This is a genomic window from Emticicia soli (genome assembly GCF_037860775.1).
Classification (GTDB): Bacteria; Bacteroidota; Bacteroidia; order Cytophagales; family Spirosomataceae; genus Emticicia; species Emticicia soli.
This window is the reverse complement of sequence record NZ_JBBEWC010000013.1, coordinates 31,600-52,982: the sequence shown is the minus strand read 5'-3', so window position 1 is coordinate 52,982 and position 21,383 is coordinate 31,600. Positions and strand designations below refer to the sequence as shown.

General features: G+C 40.8%; 22 protein-coding genes. 15 read left to right on the top strand and 7 right to left on the bottom strand.

Going from position 1 to position 21,383, the window contains the following annotated elements; all coding sequences use genetic code 11:
- Positions 1-67: 67 nt before the first annotated feature.
- Entirely contained in the window at positions 68-604 is a 537-nt protein-coding gene (locus WAE64_RS19940; protein ID WP_340239492.1) for a C40 family peptidase, read from the bottom strand.
- A gap of 191 nt (positions 605-795) precedes the next feature.
- On the opposite strand from WAE64_RS19940, the gene msrB reads away from it, so the two are divergent.
- The 5 genes from msrB (at position 796) to WAE64_RS19915 (ending at position 4,910) form a co-directional block, all read left to right on the top strand.
- A complete protein-coding gene (gene msrB / locus WAE64_RS19935; protein ID WP_340239491.1) occupies positions 796-1,314 on the top strand; it encodes a peptide-methionine (R)-S-oxide reductase MsrB in 519 nt (172 codons plus the stop codon).
- Positions 1,315-1,601: 287 nt separating this feature from the next.
- The gene (gene recN, locus WAE64_RS19930; protein WP_340239489.1) at positions 1,602-3,260 is read left to right on the top strand and encodes a DNA repair protein RecN; all 1,659 of its coding nucleotides are present in this window, start codon (positions 1,602-1,604) and stop codon (positions 3,258-3,260) included.
- 43 nt (positions 3,261-3,303) lie between these two features.
- Entirely contained in the window at positions 3,304-3,696 is a 393-nt protein-coding gene (locus WAE64_RS19925) for a hypothetical protein (protein WP_340239487.1), read from the top strand.
- A 57-nt stretch (positions 3,697-3,753) separates the two neighbouring features.
- The gene (locus tag WAE64_RS19920; RefSeq protein ID WP_340239485.1) at positions 3,754-4,362 is read left to right on the top strand and encodes an SCO family protein; all 609 of its coding nucleotides are present in this window, start codon (positions 3,754-3,756) and stop codon (positions 4,360-4,362) included.
- 158 nt (positions 4,363-4,520) lie between these two features.
- Complete coding sequence (locus WAE64_RS19915) at positions 4,521-4,910, top strand: c-type cytochrome (RefSeq protein WP_340239484.1); 390 nt, start codon at positions 4,521-4,523, stop codon at positions 4,908-4,910.
- A gap of 6 nt (positions 4,911-4,916) precedes the next feature.
- Here WAE64_RS19915 and lptC read toward each other — a convergent pair whose 3' ends face one another.
- The 5 genes from lptC to WAE64_RS19890 form a co-directional block, all read right to left on the bottom strand.
- Positions 4,917-5,522: an LPS export ABC transporter periplasmic protein LptC gene (gene lptC, locus WAE64_RS19910; RefSeq protein ID WP_340239482.1), complete on the bottom strand. Its 606-nt coding sequence runs from the start codon at positions 5,520-5,522 to the stop codon at positions 4,917-4,919.
- A gap of 5 nt (positions 5,523-5,527) precedes the next feature.
- Complete coding sequence (gene bamG, locus WAE64_RS19905) at positions 5,528-6,826, bottom strand: BamG family beta-barrel-assembly machinery protein (protein WP_340239481.1); 1,299 nt, start codon at positions 6,824-6,826, stop codon at positions 5,528-5,530.
- A complete protein-coding gene (locus WAE64_RS19900; RefSeq protein WP_340239479.1) occupies positions 6,801-7,622 on the bottom strand; it encodes a type III pantothenate kinase in 822 nt (273 codons plus the stop codon). Before WAE64_RS19900 ends, bamG begins: the two co-directional genes overlap by 26 nt.
- Positions 7,623-7,624: 2 nt before the next feature.
- A complete protein-coding gene (locus WAE64_RS19895; protein WP_340239478.1) occupies positions 7,625-8,416 on the bottom strand; it encodes a tRNA threonylcarbamoyladenosine dehydratase in 792 nt (263 codons plus the stop codon).
- Between the two features lie 449 nt (positions 8,417-8,865).
- Positions 8,866-9,279: a DUF6157 family protein gene (locus WAE64_RS19890; protein WP_340239477.1), complete on the bottom strand. Its 414-nt coding sequence runs from the start codon at positions 9,277-9,279 to the stop codon at positions 8,866-8,868.
- Between the two features lie 298 nt (positions 9,280-9,577).
- Here WAE64_RS19890 and WAE64_RS19885 point away from each other — a divergent pair, with 298 nt between their 5' ends.
- Together WAE64_RS19885 and WAE64_RS19880 are read left to right on the top strand one after the other, a co-directional pair.
- Entirely contained in the window at positions 9,578-10,963 is a 1,386-nt protein-coding gene (locus WAE64_RS19885) for a DNA/RNA non-specific endonuclease (RefSeq protein ID WP_340239475.1), read from the top strand.
- Between the two features lie 35 nt (positions 10,964-10,998).
- Entirely contained in the window at positions 10,999-12,642 is a 1,644-nt protein-coding gene (locus tag WAE64_RS19880) for a CotH kinase family protein (RefSeq protein WP_340239474.1), read from the top strand.
- Between the two features lies 1 nt (position 12,643).
- Here WAE64_RS19880 and WAE64_RS19875 read toward each other — a convergent pair whose 3' ends face one another.
- Entirely contained in the window at positions 12,644-13,111 is a 468-nt protein-coding gene (locus WAE64_RS19875; RefSeq protein WP_340239473.1) for a GNAT family N-acetyltransferase, read from the bottom strand.
- A 35-nt stretch (positions 13,112-13,146) separates the two neighbouring features.
- Here WAE64_RS19875 and WAE64_RS19870 point away from each other — a divergent pair, with 35 nt between their 5' ends.
- From WAE64_RS19870 to WAE64_RS19835, 8 genes are all read left to right on the top strand, one after another.
- On the top strand, positions 13,147-13,818 hold the full coding sequence (locus WAE64_RS19870) for a TatD family hydrolase (RefSeq protein WP_340239472.1): 672 nt from the start codon (positions 13,147-13,149) through the stop codon (positions 13,816-13,818).
- 151 nt (positions 13,819-13,969) lie between these two features.
- Positions 13,970-14,767: a HipA family kinase gene (locus WAE64_RS19865; RefSeq protein ID WP_340239470.1), complete on the top strand. Its 798-nt coding sequence runs from the start codon at positions 13,970-13,972 to the stop codon at positions 14,765-14,767.
- Positions 14,745-15,128 (top strand): DUF3037 domain-containing protein, encoded by a 384-nt coding sequence (locus tag WAE64_RS19860; protein WP_340239468.1) that lies wholly within the window; start codon positions 14,745-14,747, stop codon positions 15,126-15,128. Before WAE64_RS19865 ends, WAE64_RS19860 begins: the two co-directional genes overlap by 23 nt.
- A 157-nt stretch (positions 15,129-15,285) precedes the next feature.
- Positions 15,286-16,659, top strand: coding sequence for a Gfo/Idh/MocA family protein (locus WAE64_RS19855; RefSeq protein WP_340239466.1), 1,374 nt, complete (start codon positions 15,286-15,288; stop codon positions 16,657-16,659).
- A gap of 81 nt (positions 16,660-16,740) precedes the next feature.
- On the top strand, positions 16,741-16,968 hold the full coding sequence (locus WAE64_RS19850; RefSeq protein ID WP_340239464.1) for a DUF3820 family protein: 228 nt from the start codon (positions 16,741-16,743) through the stop codon (positions 16,966-16,968).
- A 61-nt stretch (positions 16,969-17,029) separates the two neighbouring features.
- Positions 17,030-17,755, top strand: coding sequence for an SDR family oxidoreductase (locus tag WAE64_RS19845; RefSeq protein WP_340239462.1), 726 nt, complete (start codon positions 17,030-17,032; stop codon positions 17,753-17,755).
- Positions 17,756-17,892: 137 nt separating this feature from the next.
- On the top strand, positions 17,893-19,035 hold the full coding sequence (locus WAE64_RS19840) for a hypothetical protein (RefSeq protein WP_340239460.1): 1,143 nt from the start codon (positions 17,893-17,895) through the stop codon (positions 19,033-19,035).
- A 360-nt stretch (positions 19,036-19,395) separates the two neighbouring features.
- Positions 19,396-21,342: a M1 family metallopeptidase gene (locus tag WAE64_RS19835; RefSeq protein WP_340239458.1), complete on the top strand. Its 1,947-nt coding sequence runs from the start codon at positions 19,396-19,398 to the stop codon at positions 21,340-21,342.
- Positions 21,343-21,383 lie beyond the last annotated feature (41 nt).

Below are 21,383 nucleotides of genomic sequence, written 5' to 3'. Positions count from 1 at the left end.
GACATAGTGTTATTTTCTCTTAATAACGAAATTTAAGGGAAAATAGCTTAAAAACCATACTGAAAATTTATTTCGAGAAGTTGGGGCGACAAGCGCTGGCAAATCTGGCTTTCCAGTAATTTGTCATCATATTGTCTTCAATCACACCCTTACTTGTAGACGCATGAATAAAAATAACTTCGTTTTCGCTTCTTACTTCGGTAACAATACCTGCATGATTCACCACTTTTCCGTTAACAGAAAAGAAAACCAAATCACCTGTACGGATATTCGGAATATCAATGGCAGGAAAAAACTCTGATTGTTGCCATGAAACACGTGGGAGTAAAATACCAAACTCTTTGAAGGTATTGCACAAAAGCCCCGAACAATCAATACCTCGCTCGTCGTTCCCTCCGCTACGATACGGTACACCTGTATAAGAGCGAGCAACCTTAATAAGGTTACGGGTATTGGCTGATACCGGTACTGTGGTTTTTCTGACAGAGCTCACAGAACGCCTCTCAGGAGTAGATTTTGGGGCTTTTTTAGCTGCTAGTTCTTCTGCCTTGCTTTTGGTTCGCAAAACCTCGCAAGAAGAAACGCTTGACACTATACTTATCAAGCATACGAATCTGATTAGTTTTTTTGAGTTAAGCACGTTTGGAAAGCATTTTTTAAATCTAACGAGAAAATTATGCCAAAGTTTGATATTTCAAAACTTTTTATTTTGATATTTCGTAACTATAACGAAAGATTATATAACAACGCACATTAATAACCATATTCAATATCGATAAAATGATGATAAAAATAATGAAAAACCAGGCATTTTTAAAGAACATCGGCGTTCAAGTAGCTATGTTTATTGGTGTATTATTGGCAAGCCAGGCGTATGCGCAAAATACTAAAGCAAAGGCAAATACAAAACCAGATTGCAAAGTTGAGTTGGTACAAAAATCGGATGCAGAGTGGAGAAAACAGCTAAGCGCCGTACAATATGCCGTGGCACGCAAAGCAGGCACCGAACGTGCCTTTACAGGCGAATATTGGGATAATCACGATAAAGGCATATATAAATGTGTTTGCTGCGATTTTGACCTTTTCAGCTCTGATACAAAGTTTGAATCGGGCACAGGCTGGCCAAGTTTCTACAAGCCCATTAACGAATGTAGCGTTGAAAACAAAGTAGATGCAAGCCACGGCATGGTTCGCACCGAGGTTGTATGCAACCGATGCAAAGCCCATTTAGGCCACGTTTTTGACGACGGCCCAAAACCAACAGGTTTACGTTATTGTATGAACTCTGTTTCTTTGAAGTTTGTGAAGAAGTAATAAGCCAGATTGATTGATTTATATAAGCCTGATAAAGAAGGTGTTAATGTTTTACAAAAAATTCATGTAAATCATTAACACCTTCCTTTTTTTACTCCTAAATTTGTCCTCACAAAAGAGTGAATTTTTTATAACAATTTGGCGTTGAATTTGTATAGAATAATATGTTCAGAGTTAATAATTTTGAACATATTTGTGTATATAAATACCTTTATCGAACGTTATTATAAGCTATTTTAAAAGCTTAATTATTTTGATAGCTTAATCACTCAAAAAAGCTCTGATTCATGCTTTCACATCTTCTGATTAAGAATTATGCCCTGATTGAGCAACTTGAACTTTCTCCTGATGCTCATCTTAATATTGTAACAGGCGAAACCGGTGCAGGAAAATCTATTATGCTAGGTGCATTAGGTTTGCTGCTCGGCAACCGTGCTGACGTAAAAACGCTATACAATGAAACCGAAAAGTGTATCATTGAAGGTACATTTGCTATGGAGGGCTTCTATGTAAAAAATATATTTGACGAAGAAGAACTCGACTTTGAGAACCCTTGCCTTATTCGTCGGGAAATTGCGCCAAGTGGCAAATCGCGTGCATTTATCAACGATACGCCCGTAACACTCGAAACACTTCGTAAGATTACCTCTCAGTTGATGGATATTCACTCTCAGCATGATTCTATTCAGTTAGGCTCAAACGAATATCAGTTAACCATAGTAGATACCTATGCCCAATGCCACGATAAACTGGTTGAGTATCAGGATAAGTATCGTACCTACAAAAAACTACAAGATGCCTACGAGCAATTACAGGCAGAATCAGACCAGAACAAAAAAGAGTTTGATTATAATAGTTTCCAGCTTGAAGAATTAGTAAAAGCCAAACTAGAGGCCAACGAGCAAGAGCTATTAGAGCAGGAATTGAATATTCTGGAACACGCCGAAGAGGTAAAACAACGCCTACGCACAGCACAGGCATACCTTAATGATACCGAGCAATCGGTGTTATCAATTCTGCAAAGCACTGTAAGCAACCTGAGCCCGATAGCAAGTTACTCGCCGGAGTACCAACAATTTAAAGACAGAATACAGTCTTGCTTGCTCGAATTAAAAGATGTTTCGCGCGATATTGAAACCGAAGAGGATAGCATCGAACTCGACAGCCAGAAGATAGAGAATATTCAGGAACGCTTAGATTTACTGTATAAATTACAGCAGAAGCATGCCGTAAAATCGAACGGTGAATTATTAGAGATACAGGCAATACTTGAAGAAAAAGTAAGCAAAGTGCTGAATCTGAGCGAGAACCTGGCAGCAGCCAAAGAGCGTGTTGATAAAGCCTTTGAAATTGCTACTAAGTCGGCCGAGGTATTATCTAAGGCCCGACAAAAAGTACTGCCAGAGTTCGAAAGACGAGTAGTAGGCTTATTGGTAGAACTGGGTATGCCTAATGCTACGCTGAAAATCAGCCATGATACAGGCAAACTTACAAACGATGGTATTGACCAGCTTAATTTCTTGTTCAGTGCCAATAAGGGCATTACGCCACGCCAACTGAAAGATGTAGCTTCGGGGGGTGAGTTTTCACGTTTGATGCTTTCTATTAAATATGTGTTGGGTGATAAACGTTCTTTACCTACCATCATATTCGACGAAATCGACACGGGTATTTCGGGAGAAGTAGCCATAAAAGTGGGCAAAATGATGCGTGAAATGGCACAAAGTTTACAAGTAATTGCCATCACTCATCTGCACCAGATAGCAGGCCGAGGCACCAGCCATTTCTTTGTGTATAAAGATAACAGTTCGTCGAGAACGGTAAGTAGAATGAGAGAGTTGAAAGCCGACGAGCGTATTGTAGAAATAGCCAAAATGATTGGCGGCGAAAATCCGTCAGAAAGTGCTATCCATAGTGCCATAGAAATTTTAGGAGTAAGTATATAATGACCGAGTATAGATTAAATTAATTAACCAAACACCAAAACAAATGAAAGCGCTACTTTATTTAATATTAATTGTTTTTACGGTTTCTTGCACCAATAAATTTGAAGAAGAATCGGCTAAATTAAAAACCGAGACGTTTAAACTTCATGACGAAATAATGCCCGTGAGTATGGAATTGGAGACTTATCGTGAAAAAGTAATGGCAAAAGCCGAAACACTTGACACAACGGCTAAACAACAAGCTCTGGAGATTTCGAAGCAATTGGATGAAGCCTACACAGATATGGAAACATGGATGCCTAAACTGGGTGATGCCGCCGATATGAAAGATAGTCAGGAGAAAGTAGACGCCCTGATTGAACTTAAAACCCAAGGAGACAAGATTAAACAAAAAACGCTCGACGCTAAGCAAAAAGCAGAAGCCTTTTTGAAATAATTTAAAGACTTTTTTTGATTCCTAAACCCTCTCGTTTCGGGAGGGATTTTTACTATTATGAAGTACCTATTCTTATGCCTTATAGGTTTGGCAGTTGCCATGAGTGCCTGCCAACCAAAAAAATTACCCATTCAGGGCGACCGTGAGTTTATAAACGGCGATACGGTTTATCATACCATTGCCAATTTTAAGTTTGTTGACCAAGATAGCAACGAGGTTACCAACAAAACCTACGAAAACAAGATTTACGTGGCCGATTTCTTTTTTACCACCTGCCCTACTATCTGCCCGATTATGAAAACCCAGATGCTACGCATCTATGAGAAATTTAAAGATAATCCACAGGTCGGTATTCTGTCCCATACCATCGACCCTAGGCACGATTCGGTAGCGGTATTGAAAGCTTATGCCAAACGCTTGGGAGTAAATGGTGATTTCTGGCATTTTGTAACCGGCAAAAGAGAAGAGATATATGACATAGGGCAAAAATCTTACTTAGTAACTGCCACTGAAGACGCTACCGCACCGGGCGGAATCATGCACAGCGGTGCTTTTGTACTTATTGATAAACAACGTAGAATAAGAGGCGTGTATGATGGTACTAAAGAAGAAAAAGTGAGCCTGTTAATGAAAGATATGGACGTTTTATTGAAAGAGGAAGAATAATTGAATAAAGAGAACTGATGATTAGGATTTTAAAGATAAAAGAAAAATACCCCACCCTAACCCTCCGTGCGACGGTCCTCCCCAACAGTGGAGAGGGGATTGAAAAAAAAGTCCCTAAACTACTTTTTACTCCCTCCCTACTGTTGGGGAGGGCTGGGGTGGGGTTATTATTTGTAATTCTCCTAAGCTCCTGCCAGTCGGCTGATAAGATAAAGCTGGAACAGTATTATATTGGAGGGAAAGAGATTTTTGAAGCAAATTGTGCCAATTGCCACCAGAAAGATGGAAAAGGCTTGCAGAATCTTTACCCACCCATTGCAGGTAGTGATTATCTGCAAAATAAATCACAGGTTATATTAGCCATAAAATATGGTCTTACAGGCGAAATAAAGGTAAACGGAAAGGTTTATAACCAGCCTATGCCAGCCAACAGCCACCTGCAAAACCTGGATATTGCCGAAGTAGTAACCTATATCTATAATGAATGGGGTAACGAGCAAAAACTCACTACGGTAGAAGAGGTGGAAGAAGTTTTAAAGAAAAAATAAGCCAATTTAGTTGCTCGTAGTATCTACCGCAGCTTCGTTATCAGTTGCTACTGAGTCTATCGCAAATACGCCTTTGGTTTTGCGCATGGTGTAGTTTGTAAAGTCCTGGTCGGCTTCCATACCTACGCCATGTATCTCATCAAATTTAGTTTTGATTATAAAAGGCAAATCGGTGTAGACTTTTCTCTTATTTGAGCTCCAGTTCAGCAGGTCGGTTGAAAGGCTCTGCTGTTTGAGGCGGTTAAAAAAGAAAACATTCCCCATTACTTTATACAAGCCTTCGTTTCTATAAAAACGCCCAGAATCTCCTCTTAAAGATGAGTATTCTACGCCATTCTTATCAAAAAAAGTTACATATACCGTTTTAGGATATATTTCGTCTTCATTCTGGAGTTTTATCTGTCTGGCAGTAGTAACCTTGATTGTGGTTTTGCCGGAGTCGCTCATCATAATAGCCAGATTATCAGTTTCCATCAGTGGCCCATTGTACTTTTGTGGCGGGCCTGCCTTCTTTTTCTCTTCGCAAGATAAAAGCAGCAGGCTTCCTGATACCAACAGGCCCAAAATCAGGTTTCTGAAACTAAAGCAAGATATTATACTTTTTGTAGCCAAGGCTATTAATCAATTTTTGATTTCATGAACCAACGTGTATCAACCAACGAGAAGCCTAATGAAACCTTAACGTAATTTTCTTTTACAAGCCCATTACCTGTTACGCCTCTTGTTCCTAGAGCCAGTCCGAAATCAATATAACTTAAGTTTCTGAAACCAAGTGGTGTAGATAAGCCCAAAGAGAAACTTCTATCCATTACTTGCGTATTGTTTATCAGATAAGGCGTTTTTGTCTGCTGAAAACCAACTCGGTAAAACACCTGATTGAAATAAGATGTTGAAGTAACTTTAGGTAAAAATTCTACCCCTACAGCAATTTTATCGCTGGCTGTAAGCGGGCTTTCGGCTGCACCCTTAAAATTACGGTAGGTGGTCCAGTCTTGTTTGCTATATTCTACTGCAAAAATCCATTTTAAAGGGCTTTCAATACTGATACCCAAAGCATATTGAGAAGGCAATTGCAAGCTACCTGAACCGATACTCAGCGTATCTGGTTTTTTAAGAACCTGTGGGCCGTTTTGTCCTTCAATTAATGTGGTTAAGCTACGTAACTGGTCTCCTTTTAGTTTGCTTCTGAACTCGTAAGTACCACCTACATTCAAAAACCATTTACTACTTAATTTCTGTTGCCATGTAAATCCGGTTTTTAACCCAACACCATTGGCATTAATACGGTCGGTATAGCGCAGGTAATAGTCTTCGCCATCGTTCAACAATAATCTTGAAGTTGTATCGCGGCTTACACTTCCAAAATAATAAGCGGCTTCGGCACCAATATACAACGATTTACCTATCATGTGGCCACTACCAACGGTAGCTTTAGACAAACCGCCTTGTCCTTTATAAATATATTGTACCTGATTGCTTGTACCCTGGATAGTAGAAGTAAAACGAGATTCGTATTCAACACTAGAGTGTGGTCTTAAACCTACCGACATCGTCCATTTTGGTTTCATACCAAAGGCCAACATCACGTGGCTAAGGTTTGCACCGAAATCGGTTTGTGAGTTTCTACCGTCAGATAATGTTTTGTATTGCCCACGTATACCCGTACTAAATGCCACAAAACGGGTTTTAACCAACATGGCAGGATTTAGAGTGTTAACATAGATACCATTACCGAAAGTTAAGCCTGTACCACCCATTGCCTCAGTAGCAATTGCTCCAGCAGGATTAATGTCGCCTAAACCCAAAGCCGAATACGGCGAATTACCGGTTAGTCTTGATTCTTTTTGAGCGTAGGTATCAGTAAGTACAAAAGTGCAAACAAGAAAAAAATTAAGGAGTAGTAAGTTTTTCAACATTGTATATTAAAATTCGGTTTAGCCCAATCAGGACTAAATTTGGTATCAATTCAATTTTTGTATTGTCAATCAGAATTTCTTGCTCTGCACCATGCGCAGTTGGGGTAATTTCTATTGAGCCCGCAAAGTTCGACTTTTTTATTTGACTTTCAAAGAAAGAGGCATCGCCACCGCATAAGATTACCTGACATTTGCCTAATTTTCTATAATTTTCTATCATTCCGTTCACCTCAGCAATAATTCCGTTCACTACACCGCTCTGTATGCAGGCTTTGGTATTTTTGCCGATTAGCTCGGGTATGCCTTCGGCACTTACCAGAGGTAGCCTTTTTGTAAACGTATGGAGAGACTCAAATCGTATTCTCATACCCGGAGAAATTATCCCGCCTCTGAACGCTCCACGCTGCCCCACCTCTTCTACCGATACGTAGTCGTACTTAATAGCCGTACCCATGTCAATAATCAGACAATTGGTATCAGGGAATAGAAAGTTAGCACCTACTGCCGCCGCAAGGCGATCAGAGCCTAAGGTTTGTGGCGTTTCGTAATCTTTTTCAATCGGCAAGGCAGTCGATGGGCTCAGAATAAGCTTATCAAAAGCTACCTGCTCAAATATAGCCTCTAATTCTTCCTGATTTTTGGTGACCGACGAAATAATGGCTTTTTTAACTTTTTTTAACGAAAGGAAATCGTCTAAAGCATCAATCTCTAGCCCGGTGCTTACCTCTATTAATTCGTCGCCTTCAAAAAGACCTACTTTGGCAAAAGTATTGCCGATGTCCACAACTCCAAACATGGCTATTGTTCTGTTTTTTTGATGGCTTCTTTTTTCGATTTCTTGCGGATACTTTTCGGACGTTTCACCATTTCGACCTGATAACCTAGCAATTCTCTTATCACCACAGACGCACAAACACCACCAAAGGCTGCAGGTATATATGAAATAGTGCCATAAGCCGAGCGTTTAAAATTACTTCCATCGGTCAGTATCAAGGAATCACGCTTCACTGCCTCGGTCGAAAATACAGCTTTAATACCTGCATAAACGTTTAATTTCTTAATGCGTTTACGTACATATTGCGCAAAAAGGCATTCGTAGGTATCATATAAATCGGCTACAACCAGCTTGGTTGGGTCTAACTTCCCTCCTGCACCCATTGAGCTCACAATTTTTTGTTTTTGTTCGTATGCTGTCGACAGTAAAGTAAGTTTAGGTGTAATGCTATCGATACAGTCCATTACGTAATCGTAGCTTATTGCCAGAATCTCACGGCATTTTTCAGGCGTCAGAAATTCTTTTACCATATGTAGTTTGAGTTCAGGATTAATAGCTAGCAGACGCTCAGCCATAATATCGGCTTTCGGCTCACCATGATTCGTTGCCAAGGCAGGTAACTGACGGTTACGGTTACTAGGGTCAACCACATCACCGTCAACAATCGTCATTTCGCCAACACCGGCACGGCAGATAAACTCGGCTGCAAACGAGCCAACCCCACCTAAACCAACAACCAACACGTGCGCATTTTGTAATTTTTCGATTCCTTCTTTTCCAACCAACAATTCGGAACGAGACAACCAGGCAGGCATAATTATTAAAAGAGTAGTATTATAAAAGGTTTAATAAACGGCAAAGGTACAGAGAAATGGGGTATTAATTAAATTATAAGTATGTAAGATAAACTCTGAATCTTTTAGCAATACTATTATCATTGTAAATAATTGCTGCAAATATGACCCAAGTTAACACATTACTTATTTTTGAAAAAGTATTTAGCTTTCACTAATATCTTGTAAATAGACAAACCAATGACAATTAAACTTAAAACTACTATTAGACTATCGGGGATAATATAGTTACTGATTGTGTGTTGTGTGATAGGTTCGTGTTCTGGACTTCGTCCTAAAATTGATATAATTAAATGAAAGGTTTTTATTCCTAAAAGGTATATAGAAATACATAATAGACCGATATAAAATAGAAGTTGCAAATATGCTTTTCTCATACCAATATGAAGTAAAAGGTTTATAAATCATCCTCACCTACTAGCCCTCATAGCCTTCACCACTTTCAACTTGCCATCATTCGCTAATTGTTCATACTCTGGCGAGTCGCTGGCGTATAGGGCTATTTTACCTTCGTGATTGCTATGTACGCCCCAACCGTATCTTTTGGTAAGTGGCGATGCCCTTAAACAGGCTTGTCCTTTCGAGAAAAACTGTTTTCTGGCTTCTTCATACTCTGCCTCTGTCAAGTCGTTCTTATCAGCATAAACCTGAAATAAGACATCGTCAGAAGTATATTTATACGGATTTTTGCTAATCATCTCAAACTGAATATTGGCCACAGTTTTATTATCGCCTTTCATGGGTGGTACTTCTCCGCTGGTCGCTGTGCTGTCGCTGGCAATTTCTATAAAAGTATCGTAGTAGTTTGTGGTATGGATTTTCATTAGCTGAGTTGTTTGCTTAGTAAATGCTGATTTTGAATACCAAATTTAATACAAAGTATGAAATAGCAGTAGCATTAATAAAAAGACTTTTGCGTTAAGAAAGTGTGCATTACCAGTATAGATTCAGAATTACCCATTAATCATGAATTTAATAAGATGAGCTAGCTAAAAACTCCAACACATAACAAACTCGCACTGGAATAAAAACGTATTAATAGTTATTACTTAACTTCTTCATAACATTCGCTTAAACCGTAGGGATATTTTCGTTATTTTTGAGAAAAAATCTAAATTTTATATGTCTGTTCTTTCCAGAAAACCTTGGCTTTTTATATCTGTTGCACTTTTTGTCAGCTCATGTTTAACTGTTAAAACACCTAATACAACCACCAATACCAACAATACAAAAGTAAGTTATGCCAAAGGCTTTCCTGAGGGGCTTGAAGACATTGCAAAGGGCAATTATTCGTCTAATAACGTAACAATGTCTAGCGGCGAATGGTATTTTGAAGATGCCATGATAGGTAGCGGTGTGAATGACACAAAAAACGGTGCAAAAGCTATCAGAATCAGAGAAAAAGGCTTTGTGAGAATGAATTATGACATAACAGGTGTAAAAGAAATCAAGATTGCATATGCAGCCTATCAGGGCGATGGCGACAGCGACTGGGAACTGTACATATCAAGAAACAGCGGTGCTAATTGGTCAAAAACAGGTAATCGATTCAAGACACAAGGCACAAGAATAAGCATCGCCGAAATTGCGGTTAATGAACCCAACAAAGCCAGATTCGAAATCAGAAAAGTATCAGGTGGCACAAGCAGGCTGAATATCGACGATATAGCCATTGTTACTTCTTCAGGCATTACTACGCCTGCGCCGCCCGTAAACACAGCAGTAGCCACCCGTGACGAGAACTTAACTTTGGGGAATCCGAGCAATGCTAGCAGAAAAGACGAAAACAATTATTTAATAACAAAATCGCAATACACCTTATCATATAGCCGTACCCGCAATTCGGCCAATTGGGTAAGTTGGCATTTGAGCACTGCCTGGAAAGGCGATGTAAAAAGAACCGATAATTTCAGACCTGATAACACTCTACCTAAAGATTGGTACAAAGTATCAGCCAGTGACTACACCAATTCGGGATTCGACAGAGGACATTTATGCCCGTCAGACGATAGAGATGGGAGTGTTGAGGACAATGAGGCAACCTTTTTGTTGACAAATATCATTCCGCAAGCACCCAACAATAACCGTGGTGCATGGGCCGATTTAGAGGCTTATTGCCGCAAAATAGCTGAGGCAGGCTATGAACTATATATAGTAGCCGGAGTATACGGCAAAGCAGGCATAGGCAGCAATGGAGGCAAAAGCTTCACGCTCGACAACGGCAAAATGGTAGTACCCGAATCTATCTGGAAAGTAATAGTAATTCTGCCGATTGGTGTTGACGATGTAAACAGAATTAATGAAGAAACACGGGTAATTGCCGTGAATATTCCGAATAAACAAACGATATTGGGCACTAAGTGGGGCGAATACCGCCTGAGCGTAAAAGATCTGGAAAAGATAACAGGCTACGATTTCTTATCGAACGTACCAGCGGCTATCCAGAAAAGTTTAGAATCAAGAATGGACGATGGCCCTACCCTAAAAGTATCGGCTACACGCCAATAACGCTAAAACTAACACCAGGAAAAATACTTTAACCTATGATAAAAACTTACTTTACTATCTTGCTGACCTGCTTATGCACGGCACTTGCAACAGCACAAACATTTCAGTCTTCAAACCTGCCCATTATTTATATAAATACTGATGGCCGACAAATTTTAGATGACCCGAAGATTAAGGCTGAAATGAAAATCATCTACAATGGACCGGGCAAAACGAATAGTATATCAGATAAACCTAATCATTACGATGGCTTTATAGGAATCGAAATACGTGGTTCGTCATCACAGATGTTTCCTAAAAAAAGCTATGGCATAGAACTATGGGACGAACAAGGAAAATCTAAAGATGCCAGTATTTTTGGTATGCCAGAAGAATCAGACTGGATTCTGTATGCATCGTACAACGAAAAAAGCCTGATGCACAATGTGCTCACCATGAAGCTGGCCCGTGAAATGGGTATTTATGCCAGCCGCACCCAATATGTTGAGGTTTTTCTGAACAATAATTACATAGGTGTCTATGTATTTATGGAGAAAATAAAACGTGCGCCGGGTAGAGTAGATATTTCGAAACTGAAAGAAACCGACCTGAAAGGCGATGATATTACGGGCGGATACATTTTTAAAGTAGATAAAACCACAGGTACAGATATAGGCGGGTGGACATCGCAATACCAGAATAATCCTCCGGCTACTAACAAGACTTTTTATGCCTACGAAGCCCCAAAGAGCATTACACCCGAGCAAAGAACTTATATCAGTTCTTATGTAGCTAATGCCGAAACGGTGTTAAAAAGTAATAAATTCATGGATAAAGACGAGGGCTATCGCAAATATTTTGATACCCATTCGTTTATCAAACTGTTTCTTGCCAACGAAATTTCGAAGAATGTAGACGGCTACCGTATCAGTACATTTTTCTATAAAGACAAAGACAGCAAAGGTGGAAAAATAAAAGCTGGCCCACCCTGGGACTACGACATTGCCTATGGCAACGGTGAATATTGTGAGGGCTATACTTATAGGGGTTTCTCTTACCAGTTTAATAATGTTTGCCCGAACGATGGTTATCAGGTACCTTTCTGGTGGGAGCGCATGATGGAAGATTCTACCTTTGTGCAGGAATTGGGAGAAGAGTATAGTTTCCAAAGAAGAAAAGGAGCTTTCCGTCTGGATAGAATCAATGAGCATATTGATAGCCTGGTGGCTCAATTACAAGTGCCAAGCCAACGAAATTTTCAGAAATGGCCTATTCTGGGTGTTTATGTTTGGCCACAGCCTACGCCTATAGCAAGCAGTTGGGCAGGAGAAGTACAAGAGCTAAGGTCTTTTATTATTAATCGCTTAGCTTGGCTCGATAAGAATATAAAACAACCGTTAGACTTAACGATTACTGCCACAGACCCCGAAAACGCAACAAATGTGCTATCGATGAATGCCTTTCCGAATCCGTTTCTTGATAGAATTTACATACGTATTTATTCTCCGAGGTCAGAGAAAGCCCTTTTGTCTTTATACGATACCAATGGTAAACTACTCACCCAGATTAACGAAACCCTACAAGTAGGCGAAAATCAGGTAATGATACAAATACCACCAAGTTTGCACCTAAGCAGCATAAATCTCTTACAATTGGAGTCTAATGGGCAAAAAATTGTCAAGAAAATGATGCAGCAATAAATCACGCAGGCTGATAAATCATATAGGTATGCGGTATGCCATCTTCTATATAATCATTGCCTGTGGGCTGAAAACCCAACGATTGATAGAATTTCTCGAGGTATTTTTGCGCTCCGATTTTAATAGGTGCTTGTCCGAAGAGGTCGAGCACTTTTTCTATAGACTTCTCCATAAGTACTCTACCTAATCCGCCACCTCTGGCTTTTGGGGAAGTAACCACTCTGCCTATAGAAGTATAGCCTTCATAATACACATCCTTATCAAATAGCCTTGTATAAGCTACTAGCTGCTGGTCTTTATCAAATATCATCAAATGCAAAGCTATCTGGTCTTTGCCGTCAGCATCAAGAAAAGGGCAATTTTGTTCTACAATAAAAACCTCTTGTCTTAATGCCAGCATCGCATAAAGTTCGTCATGGCTCAACTCGTAGAAAGGTACACATTTGATAGTAATTGATAAATCAGGCATATATATTTGTTCTAATAAAAAAACTCGGTTAAAAAATGCTGCTCAATTTACATACACATCTTTTGAAAAAACAAGCCGACGAACAGATTATTTTCAACGAGATAATCCCTGATTCAGAACAGGCATTTGAAGATTTCGGTCTGCAAAACGTAGATAATTGGTTATCAGCAGGCATTCATCCTTGGTATATCAACGAAAAACTCTATAATCTTCAATTAAAAAAGCTGGCCTCTGTAGCCAAAGATTCCAATATTAAATTTATAGGCGAATGCGGCCTCGACCGATTGAAAGGTGCTACACTCCCACTACAGGAAGAAATCTTTATCAAGCAGATACGCATAGCAGAAGATGTAAAGAAGCCTGTTATTATCCACTGTGTAAAGTGTTACAACGAATTGCTATCTATCAAAAAAATTGTGCATCCCCGCATACCCATGATCGTACATGGTTTCAACGCAAAAATTGAAATAGCCCGACAGTTACTCGATAAAGGTTTCTATTTATCCTTAGGCGGAGCTTTATTACACGCAGACTCTAATGCCATGAAAGTATTACAAGAGATTCCACTAGAAAAAATCTTCCTCGAAACTGATGATAAAGACATTTCCATTATAGACATTTACCAGAAAGCGGCAGAGGTACGAGAGTTGCCAATGGAGGAGTTAGAGAAAGTTGTTTTTGATAATTATTTGGGCTTGGTTGGGTGATTGTTGGGAATTCACCCAATGAATTCGCTGTTACAACAAACATGTTTTTACCCACCCTTTCCAAAACACATACTCCAAACAATCACATTTTTCACTACTTTTGCACCACAAATACTAAAGCCACTTACATAAAGAGAAATCAATTAAATACATGAACCAAGCGCAAGCTCAACTTAGAACCGTCAATATAACCCGCTATGTTACGCCATTGCGAGAAGGTGGCTCGTTGCCGGCTATTGTTGAAGCTGATGACGATTTCCTTTATGCGCTCAAATTCCGTGGTGCGGGGCAAGGCGTAAAAGCCTTAATTGCCGAACTGATAGGTGGCGAAATAGCCCGTGCTCTGGGTTTACGTATGCCAGAAATGGTATTTGCCAATCTCGACGCAGCCTTTGGCAGAACCGAACCCGACGAAGAGATTCAAGACCTGCTGCAAGCTAGCGTAGGACTTAATTTGGCAGTACATTTTTTGTCTGGTGCTATCACATTCGACCCTGTTCTAAACATCGTCAGCCCCAAACTTGCCTCGCAGATTGTGTGGCTCGATTGTTTATTGACGAATGTAGACCGCACAGCTCGCAATACCAATATGCTTATGTGGCACAAAGAACTCTGGCTGATTGACCACGGTGCATCTTTGTATTTCCATCACTCGTGGGATAATTGGAAAGAACAAGCTTTGAGACCTTTTGCACAGGTAAAAGACCACGTACTACTCCCTTTCGCTACCGAATTAGAGAGTGTAGATGCAGAATACAGACAGATACTAACGCCACAACGGATTCGTGCGATTGTTGGCTTAGTGCCTGATGAATGGCTGCAAGACCCATCATTGACGGAGTCGGAAGAAGAAAGGCGAGCCGTATATGCACAATTTTTAGAAACAAGAGTAGCTCACTCAGAAAACTTTGTTAAAGAAGCCGAGAATGCAAGAAAATCACTTATATGAGTATGCCGTTGTAAGAATTGTACCACGGGTTGAAAGAGAAGAGTTCCTGAATGTAGGCGTGATTCTCTATTGCCCTAGAAAAGGCTTTTTACAAGTCATGTACAAACTCGACGAAGCACGCCTGAAGGCTTTTTCGTGCAAACTGGAGCCTGAAGAACTTCAAGCATCTCTGGGCGCATTGGAACGTATTTGCAAAGGTGGCAAAAATAGTGGCCCTATTGGCACATTGCCCATTGCCTCACGTTTCCGTTGGCTTACGGCTACCCGTAGCACCATTATTCAGAGTTCAAAGATTCATCCGGGTTTTTGTGCTGAGCCACAAGAAGCCCTTAATCGCTTGTTTAATCAGTTGGTACTCTGACAAAATCTTTGTCGACCAATAGCCCTTTCTTGTTTATTTTCCGTTTAAAGAGTAAAAACAGTTTTTTAAAGATAGGCATCGCTTTATTTCCTTGCAAAGAAGCGTAGATACTACTAAATTTATACCCTCACGTATTTAACCCCAATAATTATCTACTATGACACCATCTCGTAGAAAGTTTATCAAAGGTATTGGTGCGGCATCGGTTCTGATGGCCACCGAATCTTTTGCCAAACCATTCAATATCATTAAAAGCCTGAAAGTAAGTCCTAACGACAAAATCCGTATTGCTACTATTGGCTTGGGTATTCAGGGTAATTCAGATACCAAAGCGGCGTTAAGAAATCCGGAAGCTGAGTTTGTTGCAGCAGCCGACTTATACGATGGCCGCCTGGTAAGAGGAAAAGAGGTATACAGCAAAGATTTGTTTACCACCCGAGACTACAGAGAGATTCTGAACCGCAAAGATATTGATGCCGTTATTATTGCTACACCTGACCATTGGCACGACCGTATTTCGATTGAAGCCATGAAAGCAGGTAAAGCTGTATATTGCGAAAAACCGATGGTGCAACATATTGATGAAGGCCGTGCAGTAATAGAAACATGGCAAAAAACAGGCAAAACCATGCAGGTTGGTAGCCAGCCTATCAGTGGTGCTGCTTATGCCGAAGCTCAAAGATTATTACAAGCAGGCGAAATTGGTGAGTTAAACTTTATTGAGGCTACTTACGACCGCTTTAGCGCCCTTGGTGCCTGGACATACTCAATACCACCAGATGCCTCGGCACAAACCATTGATTGGGATAAATTCTTAGGCGATGCGCCTAGACGCCCATTTGATGCTACACGCTTCTTCCGTTGGAGAAATTACAGAGATTATGGCACAGGCGTAGCCGGAGACTTATTTGTGCACCTTATTACAGGTATGCACTATGCAACCGGAGCCATCGGGCCAAACAGAATTTTCTCATCGGGTGAATTAAGCTACTGGAAAGATGGCCGTGATGTACCTGATGTAATGGTAACAGTATTAGACTACCCTCAAACCGAAAAACATACTAAGTTTCAGGCAGTATTGAGAGTAAACTTTGCCAATGCCGGAGCAATCAAAAATGTAACCCGTGTGGTAGGTACCGAAGGCGAGATTCAATGGAGCGCAAGCGGTTTAACCCTTACCAAACGTAAATTGCCTAAAGCACCAGGCTATGGCGCAGGCGAGAGCTTCCCGACTTTTGCAGAGGCAACTCAACAAGAGTTTTTGAAAGAATACAACGCTAAATACTCAGAAGACGACAGAAAAGCAGAACCTGTAAAAGAGATTAAGTTCGATACCCCGAAAGATGACGATGCGCACGCTAAACATTTCAAAAATTTCTTTGATAATATGCGTGCCAACAGCCAGAAAACCATCGAAGACCCAATCTTCGGTTTCCGTGCTGCCGCTCCTGCATTGGCTTGTAACCTTAGCTATTTTGATAACAAAATAGTTTACTGGGACCCTATTACAATGAAATTGAAAAAGAAATAATATTGATTTAAAAATTGCCCTCTCCATTCTTGAAGAGGGCAATTTTTAAATCAATATTAACTTCCAAAAATCTACCAACAAATGAACGAGGCGAATTCGGCGATAATAAAAGAACTGGTTACTTTCAAAATGCCATTTGGCAAATACAAAGACAGGCTCATCTGCGACCTACCCGAACATTACCTGATATGGTTTCAGAATCAGGGTTTTCCCGAAGGAAAACTTGGGGCCTTGCTAGCTACTATGTACGAAATCAAACTCAACGGACTCGAATATCTGCTTAAGCCATTAAGAGAACGAAAAAACTAGCATTTCTAAAACTATCTACCTGTGGGTGCTGTTATAGGCTAATAAAACTAATCATTACAGTATGTCAGACAACACAACAATTATCCGAACAGCCCTTGTTACCGGAGGTTCGAAAGGTATTGGCTATGGCGTGGCCGAGGTATTAATTAAAGAAGGAATCAGAGTTGCCATTACCAGCCGCACACAAGAAGCAGCCGACGAGGCAGCCAAAGAATTAAACAAAATAAAAGACGGCTATGCGCTAGGGCTTGTATCTGATGTAAGAGATTTCGGCTCACAACAAAAAGCCGTTGATACCATAGTAGAAAAATGGGGCCGACTTGATTACCTGATTGCCAACGCTGGTGTTGGGCATCTGGTACAGTTTCAGGACATAAGCCTTGAACAATGGCACGAAACTATCGACATCAACCTTACAGGAGTATTTTATAGCGCCAAAGCATCGCTTGAAGCCCTTAAAGCTTCTAAAGGTTATTTTATTACTATCGCCAGCTTGGCAGGTACTAATTTCTTTGATAAAGGAACAGCCTATAATGCGAGTAAATTTGGTTTAGTAGGTTTTACCCAAGCCTTAATGCTTGACCTACGTCAGGAGGGCATCAAGGTATCAACCATTATGCCAGGCTCTGTGGCTACTTATTTCAACAATCACACACCAAGCGAAAAAGACGCATGGAAAATTCAGCCGGAAGACATCGGGCAGATTGTTTCTGATTTAATCAAGATGCCTGCACGTACACTCCCAAGCAAAGTTGAGGTAAGACCCTCAATGCCTGGTGGCAAATAATATGAAACAAGCATTTATAGATTATGAGAGGCAGGGCGAATAGTCCTGCCTTCTTTTATGCACAATACCCAAAATATCACGGCAAACCGTGATTGCTTCATAGCTTGTTTCATAGGAAATTTACTCAAAAATTTCTCATGAAACACATCTTCCTTCTTTTAACTATACTTTTTCCTTCTTTGATTTCTGCGCAATCAAGCACGCTGTTACCTGGTAGAATCGAACTTCCAAAAGTAGCTACTTTAGTCACTTGCACAAGCAATGAAATGGGGAGAATGGTTTATAGAATCAGCGATAACAGAGTATACTACTGCAATGGCTCAAACTGGCAGGAAATGACAGGCGGCGGTTTTGCACTCCCCTACTCAGGCACTGGAGATTCTAATTCAAATTTGTTTAAAATAGTAAATGAAGGCAACGGGAGAGCTATTTATGCCGAATCGCAGGGCAATGGCTTAACAGTTGGTATTCAATCAATTGTATCTCACACTACTCCAATCATCGACAACATGGCTGTTTTAGGACATAATAAAAGCACAAATGCTTTAGGCGCAGGCGTATATGGCCGCCATGATGGTAAGGGTATTGGCGTTTGGGGGGCAACTGCCGATGCCGGAATTGGTGTAAAAGGTTTGGCTTTGCCCGTAAGTATGGGCGGCACTGGTACAGGTACTGGTGTATGGGCCGAAAGTATGGGCGGTTATGGTTTATTTGCCAAAAGCAATAGCTGGCCAGCCATTAGGGCAGAAAGTGTTACCAGCGATGGGGTATATGGCCTAAGTACAGAGCAAGAGGGTGTTCGTGGGCAATCAGTTAATGGGCTTGGCGTACATGGTTCTAGTTATACACGGCATGGGGTATATGGCTATACTTATGGAGCTGAAGGCTACGGCATATATGGTTCAGGGATGCATGGGAATGCAGGGTATTTTTCAGGAAATGTAAAAATAACACGTGATTTAAGCGTAAACGATGGCAACGGTATCATCCAGAACGGAAACAGCACCCAACTTAAGTATTATACAGGCAAAGTCACATTCAACTATGACCTTGCAGCCTTTGGCACAGCCATCTCTGACGATATACCCATTGCCAGTTTTTCAGCAAAACCTGTGGTTTATATTGGCGACATCGAAAGCCAGTCAGGGGCTTACTATAAAGTTGTTATATCTATTGTATCTGTCGACAACAACTCAATCCGACTAAGATTTTATAATGCAAGTGATACAGCAATCTCTTTTGGCGCAACATGGAATCTCATAGCTATAGGCGCTAAATAAGTTTATTACTTAGTACCATCTTATTGGTATCAAATGCCCGTTTTATAATACCATTCAACTAGGTCATGCGGCATTTCTGTATAATTGGTTTTACCTACTTTAAGTAAATCTATTGAAAAATAAGTTGCGTTTGCCTAAACGCTCATCTGCTACTTTAAATAATTATTAGTGTAAACATAGCATATCTTCAATGTTTTGTTGTGTAATAAAAGCCTGTTATGCCTCTATTTCCACTAAATATTATAAAAATAAAAATCTTTTTTTGCATAATTCCTTCAAGTCAATGCCACTCCACACTTTTTGTTTGTCAGTTTTCTGTTAATTTCTTAAGTTAGAGTCCTTATAAACCTCAACATACTTATGCGTTCTCTAACCGGAGCTCTTTTACTCATCACTTCAGCGGTTTTTGCACAGCAAAACACCACGCCTCAACGAACATCAATAGAAACTACCAAGCGGAGCATCAGACAAGATGTACCCATGACTAACTCAATCCGCAAGGCTTTTGCCGCCGGAACCCGTGATTTTTCGGGTAAACCCGGGCCTGCTTATTGGCAGTTAGAAACCGACTACACCATTCAGGCCAGTATCGACCCCGCTACGCAGGTGATTACTGGTACCGAAAAAATACTGGTGCATAACAACAGCAAAGACGACCTCAAAACCATTGTGCTGCGCCTCGACCATAACGTTTTCCGCCCTGAAGTACCACGTGGTTTTTCGACACCTGCCGAAACCACAGAAGGTATGGTGGTATCGAGCATAAAAGTAGCTGGCTCAGAGATTGGGCAAAAAGCAATGAAGGGTTTAAACAGAACCATAGCAACCATTACACTAAGCGAACCTATTAAAGCAGGCTCGACCGCAGAGGTAGAAATAGCCTGGCAAACCAAACTGCCGGGAGGTAAAAATGGTGTTGGTCACCGCATGACACAGCGTTTTGACGACAAACTTTTTCAGCCAACACAGTGGTTTCCGAGACTTGCCAAATATGATGACCTGAGAGGCTGGGAAACCAGTCCGTACCTGGGGCCATCAGAGTTTTATAATAATTTCGGCAAATTTGATGTGCGCATCACTGTGCCGGGTGGTTGGATAGTAAGTGGTACGGGTGTATTGCAAAATCCTGAGCAGGTACTAACCGAAACAGCCAGAAAACGCCTGGCAACAGTTTTGAATAGTAACGACGAGATTACAATTGTTGGCGAAGACGAAGCTGGCGCAGGCAAAGCAACAGCCGCAGGAGATAAACTGACATGGCATTTTGTAGCCGACAAAGTAAACGATTTTGCATGGGCTACAGCCGGAAATTTTGTCTGGAAAGCCACACGTGCTACAATTCCGGGGAAAGGGTCTATCCCTATCCACATGGTTTATCTGCCTGAAAGAGCCAAACTTTTTGAGAAAGCAGGTGCTATTACCCGCCATGCGCTAGAATTTTACTCTGCACTCTGGACACCCTACGCCTTCCCTCAGTTAACGCTACAAGACGGACCAAGTGCCGGAATGGAATACCCGATGGTGATAAACTCTAACCAAGGTGCTGCCGACCATGAAACCGCTCACCAATGGTGGCCAATGGTAGTTGGTAACAATGAGACCCGCTATGCATGGATGGACGAAGGTTTTAACCAATACATGAATATCCTTTCTGCTGCTGATAGCAAAGGAGTAGCTTATAATCTTAATGGCCTTGGCCAAAGATATGGTCAGCTAAGCGGCGATGAAGAAGAAGCACCATTGATGTGGAGTGCCAACGACGCTGCCAATGGTTACCGTTTCCAGACCTATGGTAAAACACCTTTAATGCTTTCGATGCTGGGTGGAATAGTGGGCGACGAAGCCGTTATAAAAGCCATGAAAGAATATGCACAGGTTTGGGCTTTCAAGCATCCTTCTCCGTGGGACTATATGTTTTTTATGAACAATGCCTTAGGCCAAAACCTTGATTGGTTCTGGTATTATTGGTTGTTTACTACCGATTCGGTTAATGGCTCTATCAAAGACGTAAAAGCCAGTAAAGGTAAAACCATTGTAACGGTGCATCAGGCAGGTGAAATGCCTTCGCCGGTAGTATTACAAGTAGAGTTTGAAGCAGAAGGCCCTGCTATTAAAGCACCAGCAAATGCCAAAATGACTGATGCCAATACAGCCGTAATTACCTGGCCTGTTTCTGTATGGTTTAACGGAAGCCGTACTTTTGATGCAGAATTGAATTTCGGCAAACGAAAAATCAAAAAGATTACGCTTGACCCTAACGGACGTTTCCCTGATGCTGATACAAAGGATAATGTCTGGCCTAGATAAAAAATTGAACTATTAAAGCACACCCATAACAAAAAGACCCG

Coding starts and splice junctions, on each gene's coding strand:
- msrB (WP_340239491.1), top strand. CDS start 796: ATGAAAAACCAGGCATTTTTAAAGAACATCGGCGTTCAAGTAGCTATG.
- recN (WP_340239489.1), top strand. CDS start 1,602: ATGCTTTCACATCTTCTGATTAAGAATTATGCCCTGATTGAGCAACTT.
- WAE64_RS19925 (WP_340239487.1), top strand. CDS start 3,304: ATGAAAGCGCTACTTTATTTAATATTAATTGTTTTTACGGTTTCTTGC.
- WAE64_RS19920 (WP_340239485.1), top strand. CDS start 3,754: ATGAAGTACCTATTCTTATGCCTTATAGGTTTGGCAGTTGCCATGAGT.
- bamG (WP_340239481.1), bottom strand. CDS start 6,826: ATGTTGAAAAACTTACTACTCCTTAATTTTTTTCTTGTTTGCACTTTT.
- WAE64_RS19900 (WP_340239479.1), bottom strand. CDS start 7,622: ATGTTTGGAGTTGTGGACATCGGCAATACTTTTGCCAAAGTAGGTCTT.
- WAE64_RS19895 (WP_340239478.1), bottom strand. CDS start 8,416: ATGCCTGCCTGGTTGTCTCGTTCCGAATTGTTGGTTGGAAAAGAAGGA.
- WAE64_RS19890 (WP_340239477.1), bottom strand. CDS start 9,279: ATGAAAATCCATACCACAAACTACTACGATACTTTTATAGAAATTGCC.
- WAE64_RS19885 (WP_340239475.1), top strand. CDS start 9,578: ATGTCTGTTCTTTCCAGAAAACCTTGGCTTTTTATATCTGTTGCACTT.
- WAE64_RS19880 (WP_340239474.1), top strand. CDS start 10,999: ATGATAAAAACTTACTTTACTATCTTGCTGACCTGCTTATGCACGGCA.
- WAE64_RS19875 (WP_340239473.1), bottom strand. CDS start 13,111: ATGCCTGATTTATCAATTACTATCAAATGTGTACCTTTCTACGAGTTG.
- WAE64_RS19870 (WP_340239472.1), top strand. CDS start 13,147: ATGCTGCTCAATTTACATACACATCTTTTGAAAAAACAAGCCGACGAA.
- WAE64_RS19865 (WP_340239470.1), top strand. CDS start 13,970: ATGAACCAAGCGCAAGCTCAACTTAGAACCGTCAATATAACCCGCTAT.
- WAE64_RS19860 (WP_340239468.1), top strand. CDS start 14,745: ATGCAAGAAAATCACTTATATGAGTATGCCGTTGTAAGAATTGTACCA.
- WAE64_RS19855 (WP_340239466.1), top strand. CDS start 15,286: ATGACACCATCTCGTAGAAAGTTTATCAAAGGTATTGGTGCGGCATCG.
- WAE64_RS19850 (WP_340239464.1), top strand. CDS start 16,741: ATGAACGAGGCGAATTCGGCGATAATAAAAGAACTGGTTACTTTCAAA.
- WAE64_RS19845 (WP_340239462.1), top strand. CDS start 17,030: ATGTCAGACAACACAACAATTATCCGAACAGCCCTTGTTACCGGAGGT.
- WAE64_RS19840 (WP_340239460.1), top strand. CDS start 17,893: ATGAAACACATCTTCCTTCTTTTAACTATACTTTTTCCTTCTTTGATT.
- WAE64_RS19835 (WP_340239458.1), top strand. CDS start 19,396: ATGCGTTCTCTAACCGGAGCTCTTTTACTCATCACTTCAGCGGTTTTT.